Here is a 26,466-nt window from a genome sequence, read left to right as displayed (position 1 = left end):
GTTCAGGGGCGGGTATACCGCGCGGAGAGGATGGAGAACAGCAGATAGAGCACCAAAATGATGGGAGCGGCGCCCATACCGAGCCAGAAGATGGCCCCGGCAGAAAGCCCGAGGAGGGCATAAAGCGGCCAGCGCCGCTGGATACCCCAGCCCTTGCCCTTGAGGGCCATGAAGGGGACGGTAGAGACCATGAGCATACCCTGCAACAACACCAATGCGCCCAGGAGCGGCATGGGGAGAAACATATACAGGGGGCCTTTGACGGCCAGTACGAGTGCGGCTACATACAGTCCGTTGGCGGGTGTAGGCAGGCCCTCAAAGGTGTCAGAGGGGGCGATGTCGTGGCGGACGTTGAAGCGGGCGAGGCGCCAGGCGGCAAAGAGGGGCAGCACCAGCGGGAGCCAAGCCCAGAGGGGCTGGCCGTCCCAGCGGAGGTGTACGTGCAGCATGACGGCCGGGGCGAGGCCGAAAGAAACGAGGTCGGCGAGGGAGTCGAGCTGGGCGCCCATGGGGCTTTCGACCTTGAGGGCGCGGGCCAGCAGGCCATCGAACAGATCGGCGATGGCAGCACCCAGCAGCAGCAGTGCAGCCGTTTCGGCCCAATAGGGCTGCTGATGGAAAGCTACGACACAGGCAGCGACCCCGCAGGCGAGGTTGAGCAGGGTGACGAAGTTGGGCAGTTGCTGCTTAACGGACATAGAGGCCGCGCTGTTCGATGAATTGAATGACGGAATCGGGGACAAGATAGCGGATGCTGTGCTGCGCCGCGACCATGTTGCGTATGCGGGTAGCGGAGATGTCGAGTACCGAGACGTCGGAGAGGAACTGGATGTCGCCCGCGAGGGTCGGGGTGGCTTCGGGCTGTTCGCCTGCCAGCATTACCCGTGGATACACATGGATGGTGTAGTGGCGGAGCAGGGCCTCGTAATTTTTCCAGCGGTGAAGGGTGCGCAGGTTGTCTTCTCCCATGAGGAGGGAGAAGGTGTAGCTGGGGTAGCGTGCGGCGAGGTGTGTGAGGGTGTCGATGGTGTAGCTGGGCTGGGGCAGCAGAAACTCAACATTGGAGGCGACCAGGCGGTCGTTGCCCTGGCAGGCCATTTCCACCATTTGCAGGCGGTCGGTTTCGGGGGCGAGGGTTTTCTTGTCTTTGAGGGGATTGTGGGGAGAGACGACAAACCAGACGCGGTCTACCCGCCCACTGTTGAGGAGTGCCTGGGCCAGAATCAGGTGGCCAGCATGGATGGGATTGAAGGAGCCGAAGAAGAGCCCAACCTTCATGACTTGAGGGGGATGCGGGCGAAGGTGGGAAGCGGCTGCGGCAGGCTGTCGTGGCGGACGAAATGGTCTATGCACTGCACAACTGCGTCGATGGCATCGTCGAGGCTTTCGTTGCGGATACAGAGGTCGAACTCGTCGGCGAAGGACAGCTCGTACTCGGCTTTGTTGACACGCTTCTCGATTTCTTCGGGAGACTCGGTGTTGCGGGCACGGAGGCGGGTGCGGAGGACGTCTACCGACGGAGGCTCGATGAAGAGGGCCAGGGCATCGTCGCCGAAGATGCGTTTCAGGTTAAGGCCGCCCTGCACATCAACTTCATAGACGGCGCACTGGCCTGCTTCGGCAATACGGCGCATTTCGGTGCGGAGGGTGCCATAGAAGCGGCCGGGGTATACTTCTTCCCACTCGAGGAAGTCTCCGGCGGCGATGTGGGCGCGGAACTGCTCCTGGTCGAGGAAGTAGTAATCGCGGGCATGGAGCTCGTGGGGACGCCGTGGGCGCGTAGTGGCCGAGACAGAAAAGGTAAGGTAAGCGAGCCGTTCAAGGGCAGCGTGGAGAATGGTGGTTTTACCAGCCCCACTGGGCGCGCTGAAGATTACGACACGTTGGGTAGGGGTGTCGGCCGCGGAAGAGAAGAGGTGCTGAGGCGAGGGCTCGGCCATGCGGCGGGAAGCGTCCGGCACCGTGCCGGTGTGCAAATATCGGGAAAAGGGAGGACGGCGCACCGCCCAAGGGCTAAATAATAGCAGAATGCTCCTTCTGGCAGCGTCGGGATGCGCCTGCGGTCTAGCAACGGCAGGTATTTGATGATTCCAATGAGGAGTGTTAGGTGAGTCGAACGGGTACTCGCAGTTTGAGGGATTTGCGACTAAAGTGTTAGTACAATGAAAAAAGTGTAACCTAACGACCGTTTTGTAGGGGTTGGTTGAATTGTGCGCATCAAACTGTCTGGTTTTTCCATTTTGCTAAAACGGACATCAGCAGATTGCGAGAATGGCAAAACTTTAGGATAATCTGATTTAGAGGATGCGGTTTTAGGGTAATCTTAATTGCGAAAATGATTGACAAGCGGCGATTCTGTTGCGCTATCTTTAGCAAAACATCCCGCACGTTACATGAACGCACATTCTACGCTAAGCCTTTCGGAAAAGGCTTCTTTTACAACGGAGGCACAGGCTCAGTTGTTGACTCCTGAGGCCCTGGCTTTTCTGCAGGCGCTGGAGGCAGAGTTTGGCAAACGGCGCCAGCAGTTGCTGGCTGCGCGGGCCGAACGGCAGAAGCGCCTGGATGCAGGCGAGCTGTACGACTTTCTGCCCGAGACGGCACACATACGTGAAGGTGACTGGCATGTAGCTCCTGCCCCTTCAGACCTGACCGACCGCCGGGTGGAGATTACGGGCCCGGTAGACCGGAAGATGGTGATCAATGCGCTGAATTCGGGTGCACGGGTGTTCATGGCCGACTTTGAAGACAGCAACACCCCCACCTGGAGCAACCAGCTGGAAGGGCAGAAGAACCTTTACGATGCCGTGCGGCGGACCATCTCGCTGGAGACGGCCGAGGGCAAACGATATGAGCTGAAAGAGAAGACGGCAACGCTGGTGGTGCGGCCACGGGGCTGGCACCTGGATGAGAAGCACGTGAAGTTTCTGGGTAAGCCGATGTCGGGCTCGCTGTTCGACTTCGGGCTGTATTTCTTCCACAATGCCAAGGAGCTGATACGGCGTGGCAGTGGGCCGTACTTCTACCTGCCGAAGCTGGAAAGCCACCATGAAGCGCGGCTGTGGAACGAAGTGTTTGTGTTCTCGCAACGCTATCTGGGCATACCCGAAGGAACGGTGCGCGCCACGGTGCTGATCGAGACGCTGCCCGCAGCCTTCGAAATGGAAGAGATACTTTACGAACTGCGGCACCATGCTTCGGGCCTGAACTGCGGCCGCTGGGACTACATCTTCTCTTACATAAAGAAGCTGTCGGCGCACAAGGACCGTGTGCTGCCCGAGCGTGGCCAGGTGACGATGACCACGCACTTTCTGCGCAGCTATGCCCAACTGGTTATAGAGACGTGTCACAAGCGCGGGGCGTTTGCGATGGGCGGCATGTCGGCCTACATTCCGGTGAAGGGCGACGAAGATGCCAATGCCAAGGCGCTGGCGGCAGTGCACGCCGACAAGCTGCGTGAGGCCAGCTATGGCCACGACGGCACTTGGGTGGCCCACCCCGGTCTGGTGCCGGTAGCCATGGAAGTGTTTGACGGCATACTGAAAGGCCCCAACCAGCTGAGCAAGCGTATACCGGACCTGAAAGTGACAGCCGAAGACCTGCTGCGTGTGCCAGAAGGAACGGTGACCGAGGCGGGTGTGCGCAACAACCTGGAAGTGGCCATCCGGTACATGGAAGCCTGGCTGCGTGGGCAGGGCTGTGTGCCGCTGTTCAACCTGATGGAGGATGCGGCGACGGCGGAGATTTCGCGGGCGCAGATCTGGCAGTGGCTGCACAATGGGCAGGTGCGGCTGGCCGATGGCCGTGCCTTTACCGAAGGGCTGTATGAACAGCTGCTGGGCGAACTGAAAACCCGGCTGCAAACTGAAGTGACCGGCGATTTTGAAGCCAGCACGATGGGCCGCGCCGTACTGCTGTTTGACCGACTGGTGCGCACACCCCGCTTTACGGAATTCCTGACCGTGCCCGCCTACGAGGAGATTGCCTGACGAAAACACCGACGAAAACAACCAGGGAACCGATCAACCTCCCTGAACCGAACACACAGTTGCTTTCCCGAACACACATTAATACCTCTTCCCCGACAGATGAAACCTACAACCCCCCAGGAGCTGACCCAGCTTTGGAACACGGCCCCCCGCTGGAAAGGCATTACCCGGCCCTATACGGCTGAGGAAGTCTTCAGGCTGCGTGGCAGTGTGCAGGTAGAACACACGCTGGCGCGCATGGGCGCTGAGCGGCTGTGGCAGATGCTGCAGGACGAACCGTTTGTACGTGCGCTGGGCGCCCTGACGGGTGGCCAGGCAGTAGAAATGGTGACAGCCGGGCTGAAGTCCATCTACCTTTCTGGCTGGCAGGTGGCCGCGGAGGCGAACACAGCAGGCCAGGTATACCCTGATCAGAGTCTGTATCCGGTGGACAGCGTGCCCAATGTGGTGAAGAAGATCAACGCGGCGCTGCTGCGTGCCGACCAGATAGACCACATGAACGGCAAGAAAGACCGCAACTGGTTGGTGCCGATTCTGGCCGATGCCGAGGCGGGCTTTGGGGGCGTACTGAACAGCTACGAGCTGATGAAGGCTATGATAGAGGCTGGCGCGGCGGCCGTGCACTTTGAAGACCAACTGGCCAGCGAGAAGAAGTGCGGCCACCTGGGCGGCAAGGTGCTGGTGCCGATGCAGGAGTTTATCGGCAAGCTGAATGCAGCGCGGCTGGCGGCAGACGTAGCGGGCGTGCCCACCCTGGTGGTGGCCCGTACAGACGCCCACAGCGCTACCCTGCTGACGAGCGATGTAGATGTGCGCGACCATGCGTTTATCGAGGGTGCGCGGACGTTTGAAGGCTTCTACCGTATCAAAGGTGGGCTGGAATACGCCATAGAGCGTGCGTGGGCCTATGCACCCTATGCCGACCTGATCTGGTGTGAGACCTCGACGCCTGACATTGGAGAGGCGCGCGAGTTTGCCCAGGCAGTGCATGAGAAGTTCCCCGGCAAGATGCTGGCCTACAACTGTTCACCGTCATTTAACTGGCGTCGCCACCTGGACGTGGATACCATCGCGAGCTTTCAAGAGCAGTTGGGTGCCATGGGCTACCGCTACCAGTTTATCACGCTGGCGGGTTTCCACAGCCTGCACAGCCACATGTTCGAACTGGCGTCGGGTTACGCCAAGACCGGTATGGCGGCTTTCACCAAAATGCAGGAGCACGAGTTTGAGCTGGAGAAGCAGGGCTTCCGGGCCATCAAGCACCAGAGCTTCGTGGGTACAGGTTATTTCGACGAAGTACAGATGGCCATCACGGGCGGCCAGAGCAACACCGTAGCCATCAAAGACAGCACCGAAGCTGCGCAGTTTGTGCAGCAGCATGCCTGAAGACTGAGTTAGTGCGTATGGATGTGCCCCGGGCGAAAGCGTCCGGGGCTTTTTGTTTGAATTATAAAACAGCGCAGGCTGTACCTTTAAGGTATGAAGTGCTATAAAGTGGCAGGGGCAGCGGTAAATACAACGCCGCTGGACTGGACTGGGAACCTGACCGTGCTGAAGGCGGCCTGCCGTGAGGCCCATAAGCAGGGCGTGGCGGTGCTGGTGCTGCCAGAGCTGGCCATCAGTGGCTATGGGTGCGACGATGCTTTCTATGCCGACGAGACTACCCGGCGAGCGTTGTACAGCCTGAAGCAACTGTTGCCTGAGACCGCAGGACTGGTGGTAGCCGTGGGCCTGCCCATGACGCACGAAAACAGTGTGTACAACGTGGTGGCCCTGCTACACGATGCACAGGTGCTGGGCTTTGTGGCCAAGCAGACCCTGCCAGGCGATGGTGTACACTATGAGCCGCGCTGGTTCAAGGAATGGCCACAGGGGGCACTGACAGACTACCTGTTCGAGGGGCAGCCAGTGCCTTTCGGGGACATGATATTTGAGGTGGATGGCGTTCGGATTGGGCTGGAAATCTGCGAAGACGCGTGGGCTGGCCGACGCCCCGCCGAGCGGCATTACTACAACAACGTAGACTTGATCCTGAACCCGAGCGCCTCGCACTTTGCGTTCGGCAAGACACGCATTCGGCACAATCTGGTGACAGAGGCCTCGCGCGCGTATGCTTGCACTTACGTGTACACAAATCTGGTAGGGAACGAGGCTGGAAGGATAGTCTATGACGGCGAGATACTGATAGCACAGTCGGGCAAACTGCTGGCACAGAACGAGCGCTTCCAGTTTACCGACTTCCAGCTGGTGACAGCGGTAGTTGACCCTGAGAGTCCCCGCCGTGCGAAAAAGAAGCTGTTCAGCTTTGAACCGCTGCCGCACCCGAGCACGGAACTAGTGGTGTCGGATGGGCCGGCACTCGGCGCATGCAGCGAAGCGCCTGCCCAGTTGCTGGACGTGCCAGACCAGGACCTCCCCAAGGAAGAAGAATTCAGCCGAGCGGTGTCACTGGGCCTGTGGGACTATATGCGAAAGTCTCGAAGCCGGGGGTTTGTGATCAGTCTTTCAGGTGGGGCCGACAGCTCGGCTTGTGCGGTACTGTGTGCACGTGCTCTCACGGAACCGCTGCGGGCGCTGGGTGCAGAACTCTATTACCAGAAACTGGGCTATTGGGCTTTAGACAAGGAAAAGCCAGTAGTGGCTCAGGGCCTTACCCTGGTGTATCAGGCGACAGCCAACAGTGGAATGGTTACTGAAACCAGTGCCCGTGAGCTGGCCGAGGGACTGGGAGCGCCGTTTCACCTGTGGCAGATACAGGAACAACTGGAAGGGTATCACCGGATGACCGAGCAGGCGCTGGGCCGGCAGCTGAGTTGGCAGACGGACGACCTGGCGCTGCAGAACGTGCAGGCGCGTGTGCGTGCCCCCGGTGTGTGGATGGTGGCCAACGTTTATGGGGCGCTGCTGATAACAACCAGCAACCGCAGTGAAGCCGCGGTAGGCTACTGCACCATGGATGGGGATACCGCGGGCGGATTGGCACCACTGGGCGGCATTGACAAAGCGACACTGCTGAAATGGCTGCGGTGGGCTGAAGCAGCACTGGCTTTGCCAAGCCTTCGCTATGTGAACCAGTTGCAGCCGACGGCCGAGTTGCGCCCATCCGATCAGCACCAGACCGACGAGGCCGATCTGATGCCCTATGCGATACTGGATCGGATAGAACGCTGCGCAATACATGAGTACAGGTCGCCGCTGGAGACGTTTCAGAAGCTTCGGCCTGAGGTCAAGGACGTTTCATCGCAACAGCTTGGGGCGTGGATAGGGCGGTTCTTCCGGTTGTGGGCGCGCAATCAGTGGAAGCGTGAGCGGTATGCGCCTTCCTTCCATCTCGATGATGCAAATCTGGATCCGAGGACCTGGTGTCGGTTTCCAATCCTCAATGGCGGCTTTGAGCAGGAGTTGCAAGAGCTTCAGGACTATCTGTTGGATACAGGCAGCCAGGCTTTTTAGTACACTTTTTTGGCTTTTGGACGAATTGACAGGAAGAATCCGTTACTAGGGACATTCGCTGGCAGATGTATTCAAAAGACAGTAGCGTATTCGGTCTCCTGAACGTCAGGCCGTGGCAAGTACTTGTCGCTGGCTTGTTGGTGCGGCTGTTTTTGCTTCTGGCGGTAAGCATGATTAGCTATACGCTGGGCAGTGGCACCTTTAATCTGGTAATAGAGCGACTGTCAGCATTGCTGGGTTTGGGTTGGGCCAGTGGCGGAGCACACAATCCGTTGATATTCATACTGGTGCTTACCGCCAATATGCTTATCAGCTATCTGGGTGGAGCGGTGCTGATGGCGAGCCTCACAGGAGAGATAGGTGCGGAGCTGAATCTGAGGCGGCCAGCACATAGCATACATTACCTACTGGCCTTTGTTACTGGCGTTCTGCTGACTCCCTTCGGATACCAGCTAGAGTTGCTGCAAGGTGAGCTGGGACTGACAGACTGGTTGTCGGGCTTTACATCTGGGTTGCTTGCTGCGGATAGAACAGCCAACGAGTTGGTAGTATCCAGCATAGGGGCTCATCCCTTGCTGGGCTTGCTTTATCTAGGTGTCGTAATGCCGGTAAGCACAGCTTTCTTTTATCAGGGCTGGATGAGTAAAGTGGCCAGTCGGATGACAGGCCATCCGCTACTGGCCAGTGGCCTGGTAGGAGTTGTGTTTATGGTGGGCCAGTTGCAGCTCAGTGGAGTCATCGCATTGACGTTTGTCTTTGGGGTTCTGACGCTGGTGCACCTGTACAGCGGCAGCTTATGGGTAACTGTAGCCAGCTATGCTGGTATGTTTCTGGTGGAATGGCTTTCCATGGCAGTAGCCTCACACCGTCTTCCGTGGCTGAAGCACATGTTGGAGATACATTCCATCCCCCTGCTTTTGGTCGTAAGCTGCTTATTAGCGATTCTACTGGTGCTGATGTACCGAAGGCGTGTGTCAGCCAGCTTATAAGAGTTTCCGCTAGGAGGTGGCATCTGGTGCCTTGAGAGGGAGTTGGGCAAGCAGGCCTACCGCTGGGCCAATCGCCAACATACTCCATGCAGCCAGCCCACTCCATTGGAGAAAACGCGGGAAGCAGGCCAGACTGAGGATGGTGATGGCAAAGCCAGTGGAGTTTATCCAAAGCAGCGTTGCGGGGGCATTGTTGCCCTCGGAGCGGGCGGCATCCGAGGTGAAGAGCGGAGAATCGGGTATGATGGCTGCGGCCCAAATCGCAAGCCAAGTGAAGAAAACAACGGGTGGGGCCAGCAGCATAAGAGGGGAAAGAAGGGCGCAGGCCGCCGATATGCCCAGACATGCCAAAGCTGTACGATGTGTGCCATATCTATTGGCAAGACGCAGCACGGCAACACAGGCAACCGCGCCCAGCGCAATAGTGAGCCCTGCTGCGAGATAGGAAGTGCTGCTGGGTAGATTGCGCCAGCGGAGTATCAGCTGAGGGAGGAATGCCCAGAACGTGTAGAGCTCCCACATATGCCCCCAGTAGCCGATTGCCGATCGCCAGGTCTGGGGTTTCCAGGGTGCCGGGCGGAGAGTTCTGGCAGTAGGTTGGGTTCTGGTATTGGGGAAGGCATAGGCGACCATGCCTGCCGCCAGCAGGGTAGCGGCAATGACGGTAAGCAGAATCCCTTCGAAGGGCAGGGTTGCGCCCAGTCCGGTAAGTATGAAGGGAGAAGCAGTGCCGAGTACCAGTGCACCAACAAGCCAAGCAAAGAGCCTTGCGGCCTGCTGGGGGCCATAAGTCTGGATGGCGAGGGCCAGCCCCAATGGATAAATGCCCGCCAGTGCCATTCCATTGACAAAGCGCAGACTGAAGGCAAGAGTGGGCGAGGGAGGCAACAGGAGGAGGAGCCCGCAGCTGGCTGCGGCCACCAGCGAAGCCAGCAGGAAGACCCTGCGGGTGCCAACCCTTCCACTTGCATTGGTGAGTGCCAGCAAAACCGCGCCCAAAACAAAGCCCGCCTGAACCAGTAGTGTGATAAGACCAGTATCGGCAGGAGATAGCTGCCAGATGGGAGGCACCACACGCAAGGCGGCGTTTCCAGCAAACCAACTGCTGGTGCAGGCCACCAGGGCCAGAATGAGAATCCAGGCTGGGGGGGCAGGCTTATTTGTAGAGGGCAACAGAGGTTAGAATGGCCGCAGCGTGCGTGTAGATATCGTCAATGGATGCAATATCATTCCTAATCTCCTTTTTTGCTTCATCAAAAGTGACGAGATATTTTTTGGAACCATTGAGGAAGAGTCGGCAGATGGTTTTCCTGGGGCTGTCATCAAGTGTAATGCTGAAGTAGGTTTGTCCATCGCGATATCCCACCCGAGAAGCCTCAATGGCTGAGCGCACAATTGCTTTAACAACAAAAAATGCCTCCATTTCTTCGACAGTAGTTACAATTTTACTGGGCTCTTCCGTGGCAGACGGTAAAGCATTCTGCTCAGTAGCCTGAAGCGCGGTTTCTTTGTCAAGGGCTGAACGTAAACGTGCCGTAATCATCTCGCTGATGGCCTGATGGATAGACCTCTTGACCAGTGGCGTGAAAACTTCCAGTGTCTTGGCTGTCATGCGTTTTTCAGAAACCTCGGTAGCGAAGTATTTGATGAACTCCTCTGAAGGATTTGATATTTCTCGCTGAAAGATATCCTTTATGGCTTTAGTGTACTTGAGTTCACTGGCTGTAGTGAGAATCTGATTCAGGTCGAAAATATTCTTGTGGAATTTTTTGAGTTCCTCAATCTGGATATCAGAAATCTGGGTTAGGTCAAACTCAAAGAAAGGCTTTTCGTCCATCTTATTGGGTTCAACCAGATCCGTATAGAATTTATATACCAAGCCGTTGGTGAGTATGCCGAAGCGTGAGGTGGTTACATGAAAATATCGTGCAAGCTGGGCTGCGTTTTCAATTTTGAGTGCTTCGCTGTGATGCTTGCATTCTATTATGATGATGGGTTTACCGTCTTTGTATATAGCATAATCTACTTTTTCACCTTTTTTCATTCCCACATCTGCAATCAGCTCAGGAGTAACCTCTTGTGGGTTGAAGACATCGTAGCCCAACATCTGTATGAATGGCAGGACCATTGCGGTTTTGGTCGCTTCCTCGGTTTTCACGGTATCGAGCAGTTTGGCGATTCGTTCGCCAAGGGCCTTAATGGAGTCGGAGAAGTCAACAACGGTCATAATGCTAGATGTTTGGCAGATTGGTTTGCTGCAAACAAGTTATAAATATAATACAGTAATAAAATATATAGTGTTTGCCTGTTTTTTTGGCTTTGGCTGGCGCTGACGCATATATTAAATAGACTTTTTAGGCGGACTTTGACTTATGGGCGGGTTTGTTGCTGTTTGTGATTATAATGCGGCGCATGAGTTAAGGAGTCATGAGAGCAGATAGCCAGCAGAGAGTCTGTACGGTGAGTACGGGATGAGCCGGCGATGTTCCTGCCGGAGGATTACGGTTGTGGCTAATAGGACAGAACACGATGCTGACGAGGGGCGGGTGGCCCCAATTGATGGCTGATGATTTGAGGGGATATTCCTAACTTACTGAAAACGTTAGGAATAGCATGGAAGGTTTTACTCCCAACAGACGTGAGGCTCTGCGTACGGGCTTACTTGCAGGTGCTGGTGTACTTGCATTACCCTTGCTGAGTGGATTTCTGCCGGCCGAGTGGCAAGAGGTGCTGGAGGTGCCAGCAGGCATGGAGCCTGTTTGGCTGAACCAGAACACGAACGCGCTTGGGCCTTCGCCCAAGGCCATGCGTGCCATCACAACCAGCCTTCAGCAGGCGCGTCTGTACGCAGAGGCTCCGGCACTGCGGTTGTTGGAGGCGTTGCATCAAAAGCACCAGCTGCAGTTTCCCTATGACCTGGCCAACCTGACACCGCTGACCCGGAACAAGGTATGGGAGGATACGAACCTTCTGATAGGAGTGGGCAGTACCGAACTGGTGCAGGCGGTTGCGCGGCTGACTGGCCAGCAGGGCGGCAACTGGGTGGAAGCGGACCCCACCTACACGGAGGTGCAGTTTACCATGCAGGCGTATTACCCGAGGACGATGCAGCGCCTGGCGGTGCCCACCCTGCCGGATGGAAATACGGACATGGAGGGTATGATCAAGGCACTGAGACCAGATACCCGACTGGTGTATCTGGTGAACCCCGAAAACCCGCGGGGGACTGTAGTGTCGGGGGCTGCAATTCGGAAGCTGGCAGATGCGATTGGCCCCGATACCCTTCTGCTGGTAGACGAGGCCTACATAGATTTTGTGCAGGATGGCAGCACGGAAAGCGTGCTGGACCTGGCCCTTAGCAGGCCCAATGTGGCTGTGGCCCGGACCTTCAGCAAGGTTTACGGGTTGGCCGGGATGCGGATTGGCTATCTGGTAGCGAGTAAAGCATTGATTCAGCGGATTCGGCCGCTGATGCTGGGTCGCCTGGCTTATAACATACTGTCGATGGAAGCGGCAACAGCGGCGCTGTCTGATACGGCGCACATTCAGGCGTCGATCGATTTGGTAAACCAACAGAAGGAAGTGCTGCGGGCAGGCTTTGCAGAGCGCGGAATGCAGGCCTGGAAGAGCTACACCAACTTTCTGTGGGTTAATGCGGGCGCCGACCTTTCGGGTGTAGTGAGCAAGATGGCGCAGCAGGGTGTGTATATCCGGGCGGGGGGCGCTCTGTGGAAGCAGCCCAATTACATCCGAGTGAGCATTGGGACCGAGGCCGAGATGAAAGCCTTCTGGCGGGTATTTGACATAGCGCGGCGTACTTGAGCCTTTTTCACGTCTTTTAACTACAAACAGGCAAGCAGACTCCCTACATTTGGCGAACCTTCCTCTCTAAACACTATGCCAATCAAACGATTAGCCTCAGGGGTGCTACTGCTTCTGGGGTTCCTGGGCAGCGCCCATGCCCAGGTAGGCATTGGGACTGTAGCGCCTGACGCTGCGGCAATTCTGGACCTGACCAGCACCAATCGCGGCCTTCTGCTGCCGCGTCTTGTCAGCGGGGCATCGGTAGCAGCTCCTACAGACGGCCTGCTCATCTATAACAGCACCAGCGGCCAGTTGCAATACCATGCGGGAGCCTGGCGCAGCGTAATGACCAATCCGCTGACGACGATGGGCGATCTGCTAGTGGCAATTGACAATGCAGGTACGCCAGGCCGGATTGGTGTAGGCACTACGGGGCAACTGCTTCAGGTAAATGCGCTGGGTATGCCTGCCTGGGTTACTTTGACGAGTTTGTTGGATGTCGGAACCCCCACCAATGCGGTGCTGTACAATACCGGTTCGGGTATTGGAGGCAACGCATCTTTTATTTACACAGGTACGCAGGTAGGGATTGGCGGAGCAGCACTTCCAGATACCCGGCTTTCAGTGGTAGGTAGCGGGACAACCTCTGCTACGGCACCATTGGCGGTAGTGAATGGCACCGGGCAGCCAGTGCTGGTAGCCACTGATGACCAGCGTGTGGCTATCGGCATGCCTGCTGGCAATGCAACGCAACTGCTGGATATCAACGGGGGGCTGTCGGTGCGTGGCGGTGTGATTCAGCGTGGCGGCGCCGGTCCTTTGTCAACAACCACCGATCTGGGGCTGTACTCACGAGACCCGGCCTTCTGGATGCGCTTTGTGACGAATGGGGGTCCTTTCCACTGGTACGTGGACGGCGAAGCCGGCACCACGCCCGTGATGCGGCTGAGCGAAACAGGTCAGCTGTCGATAGGCGGCAGCACGGCGTCTGCATCCAATACGCAGCTGTCGGTGCGTCGTGGGGCCGGGGCTTCAAATTTCGGGGAGGCTGCTGCACGTTTCATGCATAACAGCAACAATGGCTTGGCACTCTTTGCCGAGTCTAACAACTCGGGCGAAGATGGTGGCGGCATTATCTATTCGCAGGCTTCGCTAGCTGGGGTATATCCAGATCTTCCCGGTGCCCCAGTAGATGCAAACGTTGGTGTATGGGGCTGGGTTCCGGGGAATGGTGCCGGGGGCTGGGCTATCGTATCGGGTTTTGGTGGTAGTTCGATGGGCTCGACCGTGAACTGGGTTCGGCTGTCGGGCAGCAATGCTGCGGCGGTATTCGGTGGCTGGGTTGGCATCAATGAAGAGACCCCCTCACAGGCTTTGACGATGGGCAACGGTGACCGTATTCGGCTGAAGAGCCCCGGCGGTATTTCGTATGACCTGCTGGTGGATGGGACCACCACTTTTGGGGTTTCCTACAACGGGAGTGCCCCTGACCTGCAAATGAACGGAGCCAATACGCAGTTGGGTAAAGGGTTTGCGGGCGCTGGGACGCGGCTGGAAGTAGGAGTTTCGGGGGATGGATCGGTAGCCCGGGCAAACGCCTGGCTGAACTTTTCAGACTCGACCCTGAAGACAAACGTAGCAACGATTCAGGATGCGCTGGAGCTGGTAGCACAGTTGCGGGGTGTGCGCTTCAACTGGAAGCGCAGTGGAGCGCCTTCCATCGGCTTCATTGCACAGGAGGTAGACCGGGTGCTGCCCGAACTGGTGACCCGCGGCGAGGATGGCATTCTGGGATTGGATTATCCGAAGCTGACGGCGTTGCTGGTGGAAGCCATCAAGGCTCAGCAGGAAATGCTGACTACCCAGGCTGCCCAGCTGCAACAGTTGGACCAGCGTCTGAGCGCAGTGGAAGCACGCTTGCGCAACTGACCAGCGGGGACTCTTCGACGAAACGAAAAACGGCGGGTACTACCCGCCGTTCTGCTTTGATAGGGTGATGGGGTTATGCACCCAGGATACCACGGGCAATGACCAGACGCTGGATTTCGCTGGTGCCTTCGTAGATCTCGGTAATCTTGGCATCGCGGTAAAGGCGCTCTACGTGGTATTCCTTCACGTAGCCATAGCCACCGTGCACCTGCACGGCTTCTGCGGTGACCATCATCGCGGTTTTGCTGGCGTACAGCTTGGCCATGGCAGCAGACATGCCAAGGTTGGCGCTGTGGGTGTCTTTGTCTACGGCTGCGCGGTAGCACAGGAGGCGAGATGCTTCGATTTCGACAGCCATGTTGGCCAACTTGAACTGGATGGCCTGGTGCTGGGAAATCTCTTTGCCAAAAGCCTTGCGCTCCTTGCTGTACTTGACTGCGAGTTCATAGGCGCCGCTGGCGATGCCGAGTGCCTGCGAAGCGATGCCAATGCGGCCGCCGTCGAGGGTCTTCATGGCAAACTTAAAGCCAAAGCCGTCTTCGCCGACGCGGTTCTCCTTAGGCACTTTTACGTCGGAGAACATCAGCATGTGGGTGTCAGAACCACGGATACCGAGTTTCTCTTCCTTCTTGCCGATCTGGAAACCGGGGGTGCCACGCTCAACGATGATGCAGTTGATGCCACGGTGACCTTTCTCGGGATAGGTTTGTGCGATGACGAGGTAGATGCCTGCACGGCCGCCGTTGGTAATCCAGTTCTTGGTGCCGTTGAGGAGGTAGTGGTCGCCTTTATCGATGGCGGTGGTGCGCTGCATGGTGGCGTCAGAGCCAGCCTCGGGCTCGGAGAGGCAAAAGGCACCTACATACTCGCCACTGGTGAGCTTGGGCAGATACTTGCGCTTCTGCTCTTCAGAGCCAAAGCTCTCGATGCCCCAGCAAACGAGGGAGTTGTTGACCGACATGATAACCGAAGCAGAGGCATCGACCTTGGAGATTTCCTCCATGGCGATGACGTAGGAGATGGTGTCCATTCCACCGCCGCCGTACTCGGGGCTTACCATCATACCCAGGAGGCCCAGTTCGCCCATGCGGCGTACGAGCTCTTCGGGAAAATGCTCTTCGCGGTCGCGGTCGATTACGCCGGGCAGAAGCTCGGTCTGGGCGAAGTCGCGCGCCATTTGGCGAATCATCTTGTGCTCTTCGGTGAGCTCGAAGCTCATGCCAGCGAGCGCGGTATCGTGTGCAGCCATCATGGGAGTAAACAATAAAACCGGAAGTTTTCCGGGCATGGCAAGTTAGCCATTTTCAATACCAATTGAAAACGGGGAGTTCCAGCTTAGAGCCGTTCCACGCAGGAAATTGCGCTTCATTTCAGCAGGCCAAACTGCTGCAGATGATGACGGAAATGTAGGTTGTGGAACATCTCCCATTCCATCAGGTTGAGTGGACCGAAGAGCGGATGCGTAGGGGTGGCTTTTGGATTGTCGATGTAATACTGATAGAACTTGAGGACCTCGGCCCGGAGTTTCTGCACAGCCGTCTGTATGTCTGGCTGGCGCAGGGGTTTGTCCGGGGGCACCATTGGGTTTTGGAAGTTACGGGGCAGGGGCACCTGATCGTAGAGGCGCTGTTTGGCGGCAGGTATCTGCTCGTCGGGAATCATGCAGGGTACCTGCGCGCGGCCATTGGAAATAGCGAGGGTCTCGAAGAGGTGTTCGACCATGCGTTGGGCTGTCATGGCACCCCATTCCGGGGTTGCATTCTGCGGGAGGGTTTCCAGCAGATCCAGGTAATTCTCCAATACGGAGGGCGATGCGTTCATGTCAGATGGATTAGCGGTCGATATCGCCGAGGACATACTGGCCTTTGACAAGGAGGAAGCCGAAGTAGCGGACACGGCGGTCGGCGCCACGGTGGAAGAACACTTCCCAGGCACACCACTCGCCTTCGGCCTGCTGCTGCGTGAGGAATTCACCAAACTCGTGGTCTTCGCATTCTTCCAGCCAACCTTTGATGCGGTTGCAAATGCTCTCTACCAGGCGTCGCTCATACTCGTCGGTGAAGTTGCAGGTGTCGCGGTACTCGCGGAGTTTGTCATTGCCTTTGTAGGCAATGAACCGTGCCGCCGCTTGGTAGTTACCAGCCCGGGAAAGGTCAAACAGCTCGATAAGGCGCTGCAGAACAATTTGGTCTTTGCTTTCGGAGGAAGTGCCGAGGCTCATGCGCTTGGGGGTAATGTCGGGGTAGAGAGGAAGAACAGGAAGTTACACAAATGGACCAGACAGCGGGAAAGCAAAAGCCCCTGAAAGTTCAGGGGCTTTGATCGTTAGGCGTGTATTATCAGCGCCCGCGCCCTGCTGGGGTTGTGGGTTGCTGTGGGGTAGCGGCCTTGTTCAGCTCGGCCAGGTTGTTTTTTGCCAGAACGAATTCTGGAAACAGGCGGAGGGCTTCAGAGAAGGCGGTACGGGCCTCGGTGAGGTTTTTCTGATCGCGCATGATGACACCGCGTACGTTGTAGGCAGCGGCACGAAGGGGTACTTCCTGCTGGCCCTGCTGCATCGTGACAACCACTTTCTCCTTCTCGCTTTCGGGCGATACGATAACAAGCCCGAGTGAATTGAGGCATTCGCCGACGCGCTGGAGACTGTATTGCAGTACGGCTACCTGATAGAGGTGATAGACAGAGCGGCTGTTGGCATAGAGGCGCTCATAAGCCTCGAGGGCTTCTTTCGCACGGCCCAGGCTTTGTTCGCTGATGGCGGCCAGCTCCAGCATTTTACGGTTGTTGGGGTCTTTGGCCAGCAGTTCGTTGGCTACCGAAAGTGCTTGAGGATAACTGCGAGAAACGAAATAGAGCGTAGCAAGCGAGTCTTTCAGGGCGGCATCGTCGGGGTTGGCGGCCAGCTGCATGTAGACGGCCTGTATAGCTACGAGGGGGTCGCGGTAGCGGATGGCGAGGTCGTAGATTTTCTTGCTGTTGTCGGTAGCAGTGGGTTGCTGTGTCTGGGCAGTGCTGGGCGCTACGGTGGTCTGTTGTGGAGCTGGCTGGGCTTCTTCGCGGCGGCGCTGGGCATAGCCCGCGACGCTGACGAGGCTCAGGGCAGCAGCCAGGAGAATACGGGTAGTACGTTGGAACATGGCAGGAGGTTGAATCTGAAATATTGAGGTAGGCAAAGATAATATTCCCGCCTAAGGTTGGGTAAATCAGAAGTGTATGGGCAAAAAGATGGGAAAGTGTCGGTAGCAGGCGAAGTAGCAGACGGTGGGGTACTATATTTGGTTGGAACCAACCTGTATTTACGTTACAGACCTTATCCCTAACTGAACATGGCATTTGGCATACTTCTAGCCGGCATCTGGCTAATTCTGTCTAATCTTCTTCCGCTGATAGGCATACACTTTCCGCAGGACACAACCCTGTACAATGTATTGGGGTTGCTGAGTGGGGTATTGGTGCTGCTGACTACCACAAACACCCGTATGCGCAGTGCCGGATGGGTTGCACTGGGGGTATGGTTGCTGTTTCACAGCCTGTTTGCACTGGTTCCGGCGCTTCTTTTCCCGGGGGCCAACATGGTGAAACTTGCACTGACGTTTGTTGCGGCAGTGCTGTTGGTGGTGTCTGGCCCCAACTGGATACGGAAGCAGTGGGGCACTCGACTGACGGCCGTTTGGCTGGTGCTGCTGGCCATTGCGATGCTGGGTGCGCATTTCTCTGCCTATCCAGTAATCATAGCGATAGCCGGTATTGCTGCGGGCGTGTTTCTGGTTATCCGGAAGTGAAAGGCACAGGCCCGCGTACACCTTTTGGTATTTCCTGAACCATTTCTGACGACCCATGCAGACTGACCCAGCGCTGGAGCCCGAACGGTTGAAGAAGGTGATTAACCATCCGTGCCGGCAATGTGGAGCCGAAATGCGGTACGACGCGACAGTACAGACACTGAAATGTTATAACTGCGGCGGAACGGAAGAGTTGGACAGATCCAATGATCAAGTGCGAGAAACCGCGCTGACTGACAGTGCATTGCGCGGCGACCAACAGGCAGTGGTAGACCTTCCTGTTCACAACTATGCCTGTGGCAACTGTGGGGCTGTGACGGCCGTGGACCTGACTCAGGTAGAAGTGCGATGCAGCTTCTGCTCGAGTTCCAATGTGAACGAGCAGGCGTTTGACCAGCGACTGATTCGTCCGTATGGGGTGCTTCCATTCAAGGTGAACCAGAAGGATGCCACAGCCAAGTTTCAGGAGTGGATTGGCAGCGGCTGGTTTCGGCCCAATGACCTGAAGAAGTTCGCCGAACTGCAGAAAATGGATGGCGTGTACGTGCCTTTCTGGACGTATGATGCACAGACCTCCAGTGACTGGACGGCGGAGTCGGGCTACTACTATTACGAGACAGAGTACTACACAGACCAGAATGGCAACCGACAGAGTCGACAGGTACAGCGCATCCGCTGGGAATGGAGCTCGGGCCGATTTGACCACGACTTTGATGATGTAACCGTAGTCGCCTCCAAGGGGCTGCAGCAGGGTATGGCCGAACAGGTGTATCCCTACACGCTGAAGGATACCGTGAACTTTGATGCCAAATTCCTGCTGGGCTGGAAGAGCGAGGTGTATGCACTGGATGTCCGCGAGGGCAAGAAGGTCGCAGACCAGATTATGGCGCGCTACATTCACGCGGAGGTGTCAAGGCAGGTGCCCGGCGACACGCATCGAAATCTGCAGATCGACACCAACAGCTGGAACGAGACGTTCAAACACCTGCTGTTGCCTATCTGGATAGCGGCCTATCAGTACAACGACAAGACCTATCAGGTAGTAGTGAATGGCGAGACAGGCAAGATTGCTGGGGAAAAGCCCTGGAGCTGGGTCAAGATTTCGCTTGCGGTGTTGGCAGTATTGGTGATAGTTGCCGCAGTGGTATACTGGAAGCAAACCCATTGATACATGGCTACTAATGCTGACAGCCTGGGCACGACTACGCTGGAGTTGTTACGGGCTGAGCCCTCAGCGATGGGCAGCCCGCTTGGCGAGAAAGTACTGGTAGTGGGTGGTCTGGCGGCAGCGTTGGTGTTAGGATGGACGCTGCTGAGCTGGGGGCAGCGATGGGGCCGCCTGAAGCTGCTGGAAGCACAGTGGGTGCCGGGCATCCGGTTTCGAAAGGCTGAACTGGTGGGGGCGCGGAGTGTGCGCGGGCTGCTGGCATCTGGCTTGGGACTTGTGTTTCAGACAGCCAAGATGCTGGGCGTCTACGTGTGTCTTACGGTGGGCCTGCAACAGTTTGAAGCCACACGTGTCTGGAGTGATCGGCTGCTGCACTTTCTGCTGGATCCGGCGGTGCAGATGGGTACTGCTCTGGTGGAGGCCCTGCCCAATCTGCTGGCAATGGCTGTTATTGGGTTCATCTTTTACCACATCATTCGTTTTTCCAACTTCCTGTTTCGGCAGGTAGAGCAGGGTAAACTGGTGATTGGTGGGTTTTTCCCGGAGTGGGCATATCCAACTCGCCAGTTGGTGCGCTTGTTGCTGATAGTGTTTGCGGTGGTTCTGATGTATCCCTACAGCCCATTGAGCGAATCGAAGGCGGCACAGGGTATCAGCCTGTTTCTGGCAGTGGTATTGTCGCTGAGCAGCACAGCCGCCATTGGCAATATGACGTCGGGCCTTCTGCTGACATACGCACGGGCGTTCAGGCTGGGCGACTACGTGCGGATTGGCACAGCGGAAGGGACCGTAGTGGAGAAGACACTGCTGATGACGCGGGTGAGGACGGTTAAGAACGAGGAGATATCGGTGCCGAACAGTTCGATACTCAATGGAACCGTAATCAACTACAGCGAGGCCCAACGACGGGGGGAATCCGTGGTACTGTATACGAGCGTGACGATTGGGTATGATGTGCCCTGGCGGCAGGTGCACGCGCTGTTGTTGGAGGCCGCAGCGGCAACCCCTGGACTGGAAGTATCGCCGGCGCCCTTTGTATTACAGCGGCAGCTGACCGACTATTACCCCACCTACGAGTTGAATGCGTATTCGAAAATCCCCGACCAGATGGTGTTTCTCTACGGGGCGCTGCATGCGAATATTCAGGATGCCTTCAATAGGGCTGGGGTAGAGATTCTGTCACCAGGGTATCAGGTAAGCCGCGTGAGTCTTGAAACGACGGTCCCGAGGGATCACCGTCCAGAAGGCTACCGAGCGCCGGGTGTGCGGGTAACGCTGGAGCAGGATGAAGGGTGAGCAGCGGTTGGTGGTTAACAGTTATTACATTTTCTCTTTGTTTTAAAGAGACAAAAGACAAGATGGAATTGATTTATATGAATATTGCGCACCTATTTTTTTACTCTATTTGATTTTTATTGACTCTTGCTGGTTCGTCGGGGTGAGGAGCGTCTGCGAGGCACTAAGTGTTAACGGAAAGCCACGCGAAAGCTTAAAATATAGGTATGAAACCGACAAAAAGTATAAATGATTATTAGGCATTTCGGTTCTTCAAATTAACAGGGCAATTATTTAGCGTGGGAAGCGGTTTGGCGCAGTCATTAACAAATTGACATTGTCGCTAAGTAACAGGGAAATTTGGGCTCTGGATTATCAAACAAACAGGGCATGAATTTCTCACAATCAAGTTTTCCGAATTCACTGGCCGAGGGAAATGGTATACAGCCGAATTGGGTGTATGGCATGGCTGGTTCTTCGGTGCGGCTGCTTCCGCATCCGGCGTTACGCAATTATATCACCTGTTATCGAGTGCTGGAGCACATCCCCCGTTCGGGGACCAGTGAGTGGCAGATGATACTACCTAACGGCAATGCAGAGTTGCTGTTCCAAATGGATGGGCAAGTGCATTGGAAATCGTTACAGGAAAATAAGACAGCGGTATTTGATGCTGGTTTTGTTTCCGGGGCCAGTGAAACGGCCTGCTGGATGAAACCCGAAGGCTACATGGCAGTCATTGGGGTGCGTTTCAAAGCGACTGGTCCACGACGATTGATTGGTAAACCTTCAGTAGAGCTGGGTACAGAACCAATGGTGCTAGAGCCCCTACAAGGAGGCCGTCTGGCCAAGCTGCAGGAGAAGCTGAAAAGTACCATCACTTGGCATGAGCGCATCATGCAACTGGACGCGTACTTTCTGGAGCAGCTGGCAGCTTCGATGCCATCAACCTCAGTGCTGCGCCTGGAGCAGGCAGTGCAGGAGATTGTGCGCACAGATGGTAAATGCAGCGTAGGCGATCTGGCAGAATTGACCTGCCTGAGCGAGCGTCAGTTTCTGCGCATTTTCAAGGCAGAAATGGGTATTGGCCCCAAGACGTATCTGCGTCTGCTGCGAATCAATCGTCTGATTACGCATGCGGTGTACAAAGACCTTTCGATTGGCGATTTGCTGCATGACAATGGCTACTACGACCATTCGCACTTTAACCATGATTTTAAATTGGTGACTGGCGTTTCACCTACGGATTATTTTGCCAAAGCGAAGGATTACTCGCGCTTCATGCTTTCTTGACGTATTTTAACACTCTCCTATTTAATTTGTAATTATCTGTCAATAAATGTCAGAAATTGCAAATATAAATCGGCGGTTTTTAACACGTGACTATGTTGGTGCTGCAATTGAATGTAGCGCAGTTGAAGGCAGTCACCTCTACCCCCTATCGGAAAATGTCTGGAGAAGGCCTGATGCAGGCAGGGGCTGGCGTGCCTCTGGTTTTAGGCGAGAACAGATTTCTGCCGCATCCGTTTTTACGACCGTTGATCCAGTCGTATAAATTCTTCTCGCTGCCTGCGGGAAGCCGAGATTATTGGCAGAAGGTGATACCCACGGCCTATCAGGATGTGATTCTGCTGTTGGATGGCGGATTGCAATACTTAGGGCCAGGTGAGGGAAATGCCTATTTACTGCAACATGGGTGCGCTGTGGGGTTGCACACGCGCTTCTACCACCTGCGCCCCATGAATGCTTTGCAGATGATTGTTGTTCGGATGCGGCCACAGGGGTTATCTCGCCTACTGGGTATGCACGAGCCGGGGCTAATCAATACGCTGCATGTAGTGGATGCATACGAAGAATCGTTTGGCAAGTTGTTGGCGACTTTACGGGCTTCTACTTCGTGGCAATCGGTGTTCAGCCGATTGGATCAGTTTTTTCTGGAGCGGCTGGGCCAAACCCAACGACAGCCATCGGACCGGATATCGGATACGGTAGACTTGATGTTGCGTACCGCTGGCCAGGTCAGCAGCAATGAACTGGCAGATAAAGCCTGCGTGAGTTCGAGACAGTTTCTGCGTCTCTTTGCGGATGAAGTGGGATTAACCCCAAAGCTGTACAGCAGGTTGGTGAGGATCAGCAGCGTGCTTACCCGCGCGGCGTATTGTCAGGGGCCAATCAATCAGTGGCTTTCAGCAGCGGGGTATTATGATTATTCGCACCTGCACAGAGACTTTGACCTGGTGGCTGGCGAAACACCCACCCATTTTCTAAAGCAGATGACGCCCCTGTCAAAGTTACTGATCGGATAGTAAGGGCACGAAGTGGCTGGTATTGTGGGTTATATTTGCAGCTCACCGTCATGACTGCGCCCCTTACTGCCTCGGCACCGCCGCGAAAACTGTCGCTCCGCGATATACAAGCCCCTGTAGAACAGGAACTTGCTTATTTTGAAGAGCACTTTCGTGGGGCACTGACTACCCGCGTGAGCCTGCTGGACCACGTGTTGCGCTACATTGTGCGACGCAAGGGCAAGCAGATGCGGCCCATGTTTGTACTGCTGGCCGCCGATCTCTGCGGAGGTATCAAGCCCAGCAGCTACCGGGCTGCGGCACTCATAGAACTGCTGCACACGGCTACGCTGATACACGATGACGTGGTGGACGATGCGGATGAGCGGCGCGGCTTCTTCAGCCTGAACGCGCTGTGGAAGAATAAGATAGCAGTGCTGGTGGGGGACTTTCTCCTGTCGCGCGGTCTGCTGATGTCGCTGGAGAACGATGACTTTGAGTTGTTGAAGATTACCAGTAAAGCGGTAAAACTGATGAGTGAGGGCGAGCTGTTGCAGATGGAGAAGTCGCGCAGCCTGAACATTGACGAGCCGGTCTACTTCGACATCATCCGCCAGAAGACGGCCAGCCTGATAGCAGCCTGCTGTGAAAGCGGGGCCTCAAGTGCTGGCGCCGATAAGGAGACTCAGGAGAAAATGCGCCTGTTTGGCGAGCTGGTGGGCATGGCCTTCCAGATCAAGGACGATCTGTTTGACTATGGTGTGACGGGGGGCCACGGCGAAGGCATAGGCAAGCCGGTGGGCATAGACCTGAAGGAGAAGAAGATTACGCTGCCGCTGATACATGCCCTGAACAAGAGCAACTGGGCCGAGCGTCGTTGGGCCATTGATATTGTAGGCAGCAAGAAGCAGCGCCCCAAGGATGTGAAGGAACTGGTGGAGTATGTGCAAAAGCAGGGTGGCCTGTCGTACAGTCAGAAGACCATGCAGCAGTATGCTACAGAGGCGCTGGAACTGCTGATGACCTTCCCGGATACTCCCAGTCGCCAGAGCCTGGCCGACCTGGTACGCTATACGCTGGAGCGCGAGAAGTGAGCCCGCTTACAACCTGGCTTTCAGGGCCTGGACATAGCGCTGCGCAGCGCCTTCGCTGAACTCGAGGAACAGGTGCGGTTCGATGACTTCGAGCTCCATGAGCTGAAAGCCTGACGGGGTGCGCACGCCGTCGACGCGGGCATAGAGCCACTGATAGGGGATGGCAGCAACAATCTGACGGCCTGTTGCGATAAGTTCGGCTGGGGGCTCAAGGCCTGCGACGGTACTGTCGTATTGTGGCTGTACACGGAAGTCGCCCGCCTTCGGGGTCTTGAGCACACTGTGGCTGTAGGCATCGGCGCTGCCGAAGAAGAACATGGACCACTCTCCTTCTTCTACCACTGCCGGGATAAAGGGTTGCAACAATGCATCGCATTCCTCAAGGATTTGGGCCAGGGCGGGGATGTGTTCCTGGGCATTGCTGGCAGAGAAGCGATAGGTGCGCCAGGCGCCAGCGGATACTGCCGGTTTCAGTACGACTTCGTTCCAGCCATTCTGTGCCAGGATAGTGGGCAGCGAGGCCGCATCATCGCCTTTGTTGAACCAGAAAGTAGGCACGGTAGGTACACCTTGAGCTGCCAGTTGGCGCAGATAGTTCTTGTCCAGATTCCAGCGGACGAGGTTGATAGGGTTCCAAAGTGGAATGCCAATGGCCTCGATATTGGCCAGCCAAGCTGCAAATTCCAGCGGACGGGTGTAGTAATCCCATGGCGTGCGGATGACGATGGCGTCGAATGTCTTCCAATCGATAGAGGCGTCAGTCCATACGACTGCCTGGGCATATATGCCCTGTTGAGTCATTGCTTCAAAAAGCGGAGCGTCGCTGGGATGGCCCTGGGGGAAGCGGTCGCAGGTGAGGAGGGCGAGGTGCGGCATAAGTCCGGGGTATCGGGGCCGCAAGATATACAGTCTGGGGCCTCAGGAAGGAACCTGTTCGCCCTGTGCTTTGCGCTCCTTGATAGCCAACTGGCCACAGGCGCCGTCTACATCGCGGCCTCGCGAACGGCGTACGTTTACGATGAGGCCCCGGCGCTCGAGGTGTGCCTGAAATGCGGCCAGCTTCTGCTGTGAGGTAAAACGGAAATTGGCTTCTGCGATGGGGTTGTACTCAATGATGTTGATTTTGCTGGGCACCTTGCGCGCAAATGTTGCCAGCTCTTCGGCATCGGAGAGGTCGTCGTTGAAGCCGGCAAAGACGATGTACTCGAAGGTGACACGCGTGCCGGTTTTCTGTGTGAAATGACGAAGGGCGGCTTCGAGTGCAACGAGGCTGTTGCTCTCATTGATGGGCATGATTTCGGAACGCTTGGCGTCGTTGGCGGCATGAAGGGAGAGGGCGAACTCGCAGCGGAAGCCTTCATCGGCCATGCGTTCGATCATCTTGGCGATACCAGCTGTGCTGACGGTGATGCGGCGGGGCGACATACCGAGGCCGTCCTCGCTGGTAGCGCGCTCGATACTGCCCATGACATTGCGGTAGTTGAGCAGGGGTTCGCCCATGCCCATGTACACTACATTGGTAAGGGGGCGGCCATAGCGGGCCTCCGACTCGCGGCGCAGAATTTCAATCTGGTCGTAGATCTCGTAGCTGGTGAGGTTGCGGCGCAGGTCCATGTAGCCGGTGGCGCAGAACTTGCAGGTGAGGGAGCAGCCCACCTGGCTGGATACACAGGCGGTAACGCGGCTTTCGGTGGGGATGAGAACGGACTCCACCAGGTTGCCATCCCAGAGGCGCATACCGTATTTGACAGAGCCATCAGCGCTCTGGCGGGCATCGTCTATCTGTACGCGGTGGTAGGCAAAGTCGCCTGCCAGTTTTTCCCGGAGCGACTTCGAGAGGTTGCTCATCTGGTCTATGCCGTCCACCGGCTTGCGCCAGAGCCAATCGTAGATCTGTTTGGCCCGGAAGGCGGGTTCGCCTACAGTGGTGAGATAATTCTGAAGATCGGCGAGTGATTGAAGACGAAGGTCTTTCGAGGCAGCAGCAGGCATTGTGTTGTTAAACGCAGACGAAAATAATTCTGATATAAGCCATTAGCGAAAACGACAATAAATTTGTCTATGGCCGCATTTGACCAAGAGCGCCCGGCTGCCATCGGGTGGGACGACTTTGCAAAGGTAGACATTCGTGTGGGGCAAATTGTTCGTGCAGAGGTGTTTGCCAAGGCCCGAAAGCCTGCCTACAAGCTGTGGATAGACTTTGGAGCGGAGCTGGGGGAAAAGAAAACCAGTGCCCAGATTACGACCCGGTACACACCTGAAAGCCTGATAGGAAGACGCGTGCTGGCGGTGGTGAACTTTCCGCCCCGTCAGATAGCTGACTTCATGAGCGAAGTGCTGGTGCTGGGTGTGGACGGAGGACAGGGCAGAGACGGCGCCAGTGACATCATTCTGCTGCGGCCCGACAGCGACGAGGCCCCTCTGGGCAGCCGCATGCACTGAGTTGCGTATCTTGGGGATATGTCAGGCAGCATAGACCGGTCCAAACTGCCCGTGCGGCTCACTACTCCGGAGGAATCGGAGGCGCGATGGGTGCGCTATGCAGCAGGGCTGAGCAGCGAAGAGCGTTTTCGGCAGCAGGTGGCCCTGAGTGTGCGGCTGGCCCTGTTGGCCGGCTGGAAGCCAGAGGATATTCGCATCAAACGGGTCATTCACCTTCGCGACTATGAGTGGTAGGCACTCTAACGACCAATTGGCGGAG

25 protein-coding genes are annotated in these 26,466 nt (G+C 56.4%); 14 read left to right on the top strand and 11 right to left on the bottom strand.

The window, feature by feature from the left end:
• Positions 1-2: 2 nt before the first annotated feature.
• The 3 genes from AC2D8O_RS01095 to gmk are packed head-to-tail and all read right to left on the bottom strand — an operon-like array spanning position 3 to position 1,961.
• The gene (locus tag AC2D8O_RS01095; RefSeq protein ID WP_484676929.1) at positions 3-698 is read right to left on the bottom strand and encodes a CDP-alcohol phosphatidyltransferase family protein; all 696 of its coding nucleotides are present in this window, start codon (positions 696-698) and stop codon (positions 3-5) included.
• Positions 688-1,278, bottom strand: coding sequence for a nicotinate (nicotinamide) nucleotide adenylyltransferase (gene nadD, locus AC2D8O_RS01090; RefSeq protein ID WP_484676928.1), 591 nt, complete (start codon positions 1,276-1,278; stop codon positions 688-690). Before nadD ends, AC2D8O_RS01095 begins: the two co-directional genes overlap by 11 nt.
• Positions 1,275-1,961 (bottom strand): guanylate kinase, encoded by a 687-nt coding sequence (gene gmk, locus AC2D8O_RS01085; protein WP_484676927.1) that lies wholly within the window; start codon positions 1,959-1,961, stop codon positions 1,275-1,277. The genes nadD and gmk overlap by 4 nt, the downstream gene beginning before the upstream one ends.
• A gap of 432 nt (positions 1,962-2,393) precedes the next feature.
• Here gmk and aceB point away from each other — a divergent pair, with 432 nt between their 5' ends.
• From aceB to AC2D8O_RS01065, 4 genes are all read left to right on the top strand, one after another.
• Complete coding sequence (aceB, locus tag AC2D8O_RS01080) at positions 2,394-3,989, top strand: malate synthase A (RefSeq protein WP_484676926.1); 1,596 nt, start codon at positions 2,394-2,396, stop codon at positions 3,987-3,989.
• A gap of 99 nt (positions 3,990-4,088) precedes the next feature.
• Positions 4,089-5,375, top strand: a complete 1,287-nt coding sequence (gene aceA / locus AC2D8O_RS01075) for an isocitrate lyase (RefSeq protein ID WP_484676925.1) — start codon at positions 4,089-4,091, stop codon at positions 5,373-5,375.
• A gap of 93 nt (positions 5,376-5,468) precedes the next feature.
• Positions 5,469-7,442, top strand: a complete 1,974-nt coding sequence (gene nadE, locus AC2D8O_RS01070) for an NAD(+) synthase (protein ID WP_484676924.1) — start codon at positions 5,469-5,471, stop codon at positions 7,440-7,442.
• A gap of 170 nt (positions 7,443-7,612) precedes the next feature.
• On the top strand, positions 7,613-8,431 hold the full coding sequence (locus tag AC2D8O_RS01065) for a hypothetical protein (protein ID WP_484676923.1): 819 nt from the start codon (positions 7,613-7,615) through the stop codon (positions 8,429-8,431).
• Positions 8,432-8,440: 9 nt separating this feature from the next.
• Here AC2D8O_RS01065 and AC2D8O_RS01060 read toward each other — a convergent pair whose 3' ends face one another.
• Both AC2D8O_RS01060 and AC2D8O_RS01055 read right to left on the bottom strand, forming a co-directional pair.
• Positions 8,441-9,604, bottom strand: coding sequence for an MFS transporter (locus AC2D8O_RS01060; protein ID WP_484676922.1), 1,164 nt, complete (start codon positions 9,602-9,604; stop codon positions 8,441-8,443).
• Positions 9,588-10,658, bottom strand: coding sequence for a type I restriction endonuclease (locus AC2D8O_RS01055; RefSeq protein ID WP_484676921.1), 1,071 nt, complete (start codon positions 10,656-10,658; stop codon positions 9,588-9,590). The genes AC2D8O_RS01060 and AC2D8O_RS01055 overlap by 17 nt, the downstream gene beginning before the upstream one ends.
• Positions 10,659-11,044: 386 nt before the next feature.
• On the opposite strand from AC2D8O_RS01055, the gene AC2D8O_RS01050 reads away from it, so the two are divergent.
• Both AC2D8O_RS01050 and AC2D8O_RS01045 read left to right on the top strand, forming a co-directional pair.
• On the top strand, positions 11,045-12,253 hold the full coding sequence (locus AC2D8O_RS01050; RefSeq protein WP_484676920.1) for a pyridoxal phosphate-dependent aminotransferase: 1,209 nt from the start codon (positions 11,045-11,047) through the stop codon (positions 12,251-12,253).
• A 102-nt stretch (positions 12,254-12,355) separates the two neighbouring features.
• A complete protein-coding gene (locus tag AC2D8O_RS01045; protein WP_484676919.1) occupies positions 12,356-14,164 on the top strand; it encodes a tail fiber domain-containing protein in 1,809 nt (602 codons plus the stop codon).
• A gap of 73 nt (positions 14,165-14,237) precedes the next feature.
• Here the strand turns inward: AC2D8O_RS01045 and AC2D8O_RS01040 are convergent, their stop codons facing one another.
• From AC2D8O_RS01040 to AC2D8O_RS01025, 4 genes are all read right to left on the bottom strand, one after another.
• Positions 14,238-15,383, bottom strand: coding sequence for an acyl-CoA dehydrogenase (locus AC2D8O_RS01040; RefSeq protein ID WP_484678259.1), 1,146 nt, complete (start codon positions 15,381-15,383; stop codon positions 14,238-14,240).
• A 146-nt stretch (positions 15,384-15,529) separates the two neighbouring features.
• Positions 15,530-15,985, bottom strand: coding sequence for a DUF1569 domain-containing protein (locus AC2D8O_RS01035; RefSeq protein WP_484676918.1), 456 nt, complete (start codon positions 15,983-15,985; stop codon positions 15,530-15,532).
• A 10-nt stretch (positions 15,986-15,995) separates the two neighbouring features.
• Positions 15,996-16,385 carry a hypothetical protein gene (locus tag AC2D8O_RS01030; RefSeq protein WP_484676917.1) on the bottom strand — a complete coding sequence of 130 codons (390 nt, stop codon included), beginning with the start codon at positions 16,383-16,385 and terminating at the stop codon, positions 15,996-15,998.
• A gap of 118 nt (positions 16,386-16,503) precedes the next feature.
• A complete protein-coding gene (locus AC2D8O_RS01025) occupies positions 16,504-17,301 on the bottom strand; it encodes a tetratricopeptide repeat protein (RefSeq protein WP_484676916.1) in 798 nt (265 codons plus the stop codon).
• Between the two features lie 189 nt (positions 17,302-17,490).
• On the opposite strand from AC2D8O_RS01025, the gene AC2D8O_RS01020 reads away from it, so the two are divergent.
• The 6 genes from AC2D8O_RS01020 to AC2D8O_RS00995 all read left to right on the top strand — a co-directional run bounded on the left by AC2D8O_RS01020 (position 17,491) and on the right by AC2D8O_RS00995 (position 23,765).
• Positions 17,491-17,946 carry a hypothetical protein gene (locus tag AC2D8O_RS01020; protein ID WP_484676915.1) on the top strand — a complete coding sequence of 152 codons (456 nt, stop codon included), beginning with the start codon at positions 17,491-17,493 and terminating at the stop codon, positions 17,944-17,946.
• A gap of 214 nt (positions 17,947-18,160) precedes the next feature.
• Entirely contained in the window at positions 18,161-19,114 is a 954-nt protein-coding gene (locus tag AC2D8O_RS01015; RefSeq protein WP_484676914.1) for a TFIIB-type zinc ribbon-containing protein, read from the top strand.
• Positions 19,115-19,117: 3 nt separating this feature from the next.
• Complete coding sequence (locus AC2D8O_RS01010) at positions 19,118-20,410, top strand: mechanosensitive ion channel family protein (protein WP_484676913.1); 1,293 nt, start codon at positions 19,118-19,120, stop codon at positions 20,408-20,410.
• A 369-nt stretch (positions 20,411-20,779) separates the two neighbouring features.
• The gene (locus AC2D8O_RS01005) at positions 20,780-21,679 is read left to right on the top strand and encodes a helix-turn-helix domain-containing protein (protein ID WP_484676912.1); all 900 of its coding nucleotides are present in this window, start codon (positions 20,780-20,782) and stop codon (positions 21,677-21,679) included.
• 92 nt (positions 21,680-21,771) lie between these two features.
• Complete coding sequence (locus tag AC2D8O_RS01000) at positions 21,772-22,692, top strand: helix-turn-helix domain-containing protein (protein ID WP_484676911.1); 921 nt, start codon at positions 21,772-21,774, stop codon at positions 22,690-22,692.
• Positions 22,693-22,742: 50 nt separating this feature from the next.
• Positions 22,743-23,765 (top strand): polyprenyl synthetase family protein, encoded by a 1,023-nt coding sequence (locus tag AC2D8O_RS00995; protein WP_484676910.1) that lies wholly within the window; start codon positions 22,743-22,745, stop codon positions 23,763-23,765.
• 6 nt (positions 23,766-23,771) lie between these two features.
• Here AC2D8O_RS00995 and AC2D8O_RS00990 read toward each other — a convergent pair whose 3' ends face one another.
• Complete coding sequence (locus tag AC2D8O_RS00990; RefSeq protein ID WP_484676909.1) at positions 23,772-24,641, bottom strand: ATP-grasp domain-containing protein; 870 nt, start codon at positions 24,639-24,641, stop codon at positions 23,772-23,774.
• A gap of 42 nt (positions 24,642-24,683) precedes the next feature.
• On the bottom strand, positions 24,684-25,757 hold the full coding sequence (rlmN, locus tag AC2D8O_RS00985; protein WP_484676908.1) for a dual-specificity RNA methyltransferase RlmN: 1,074 nt from the start codon (positions 25,755-25,757) through the stop codon (positions 24,684-24,686).
• Between the two features lie 69 nt (positions 25,758-25,826).
• Between rlmN and AC2D8O_RS00980 the strand changes: the two genes are divergently transcribed.
• Complete coding sequence (locus AC2D8O_RS00980; protein WP_484676907.1) at positions 25,827-26,207, top strand: tRNA-binding protein; 381 nt, start codon at positions 25,827-25,829, stop codon at positions 26,205-26,207.
• An 18-nt stretch (positions 26,208-26,225) separates the two neighbouring features.
• On the top strand, positions 26,226-26,441 hold the full coding sequence (locus tag AC2D8O_RS00975; protein WP_484676906.1) for a hypothetical protein: 216 nt from the start codon (positions 26,226-26,228) through the stop codon (positions 26,439-26,441).
• Positions 26,442-26,466 lie beyond the last annotated feature (25 nt).

It is taken from the genome of Pontibacter sp. T17, assembly GCF_057219875.1.
This window is presented reverse-complemented; position numbering and strand designations above follow the sequence as displayed.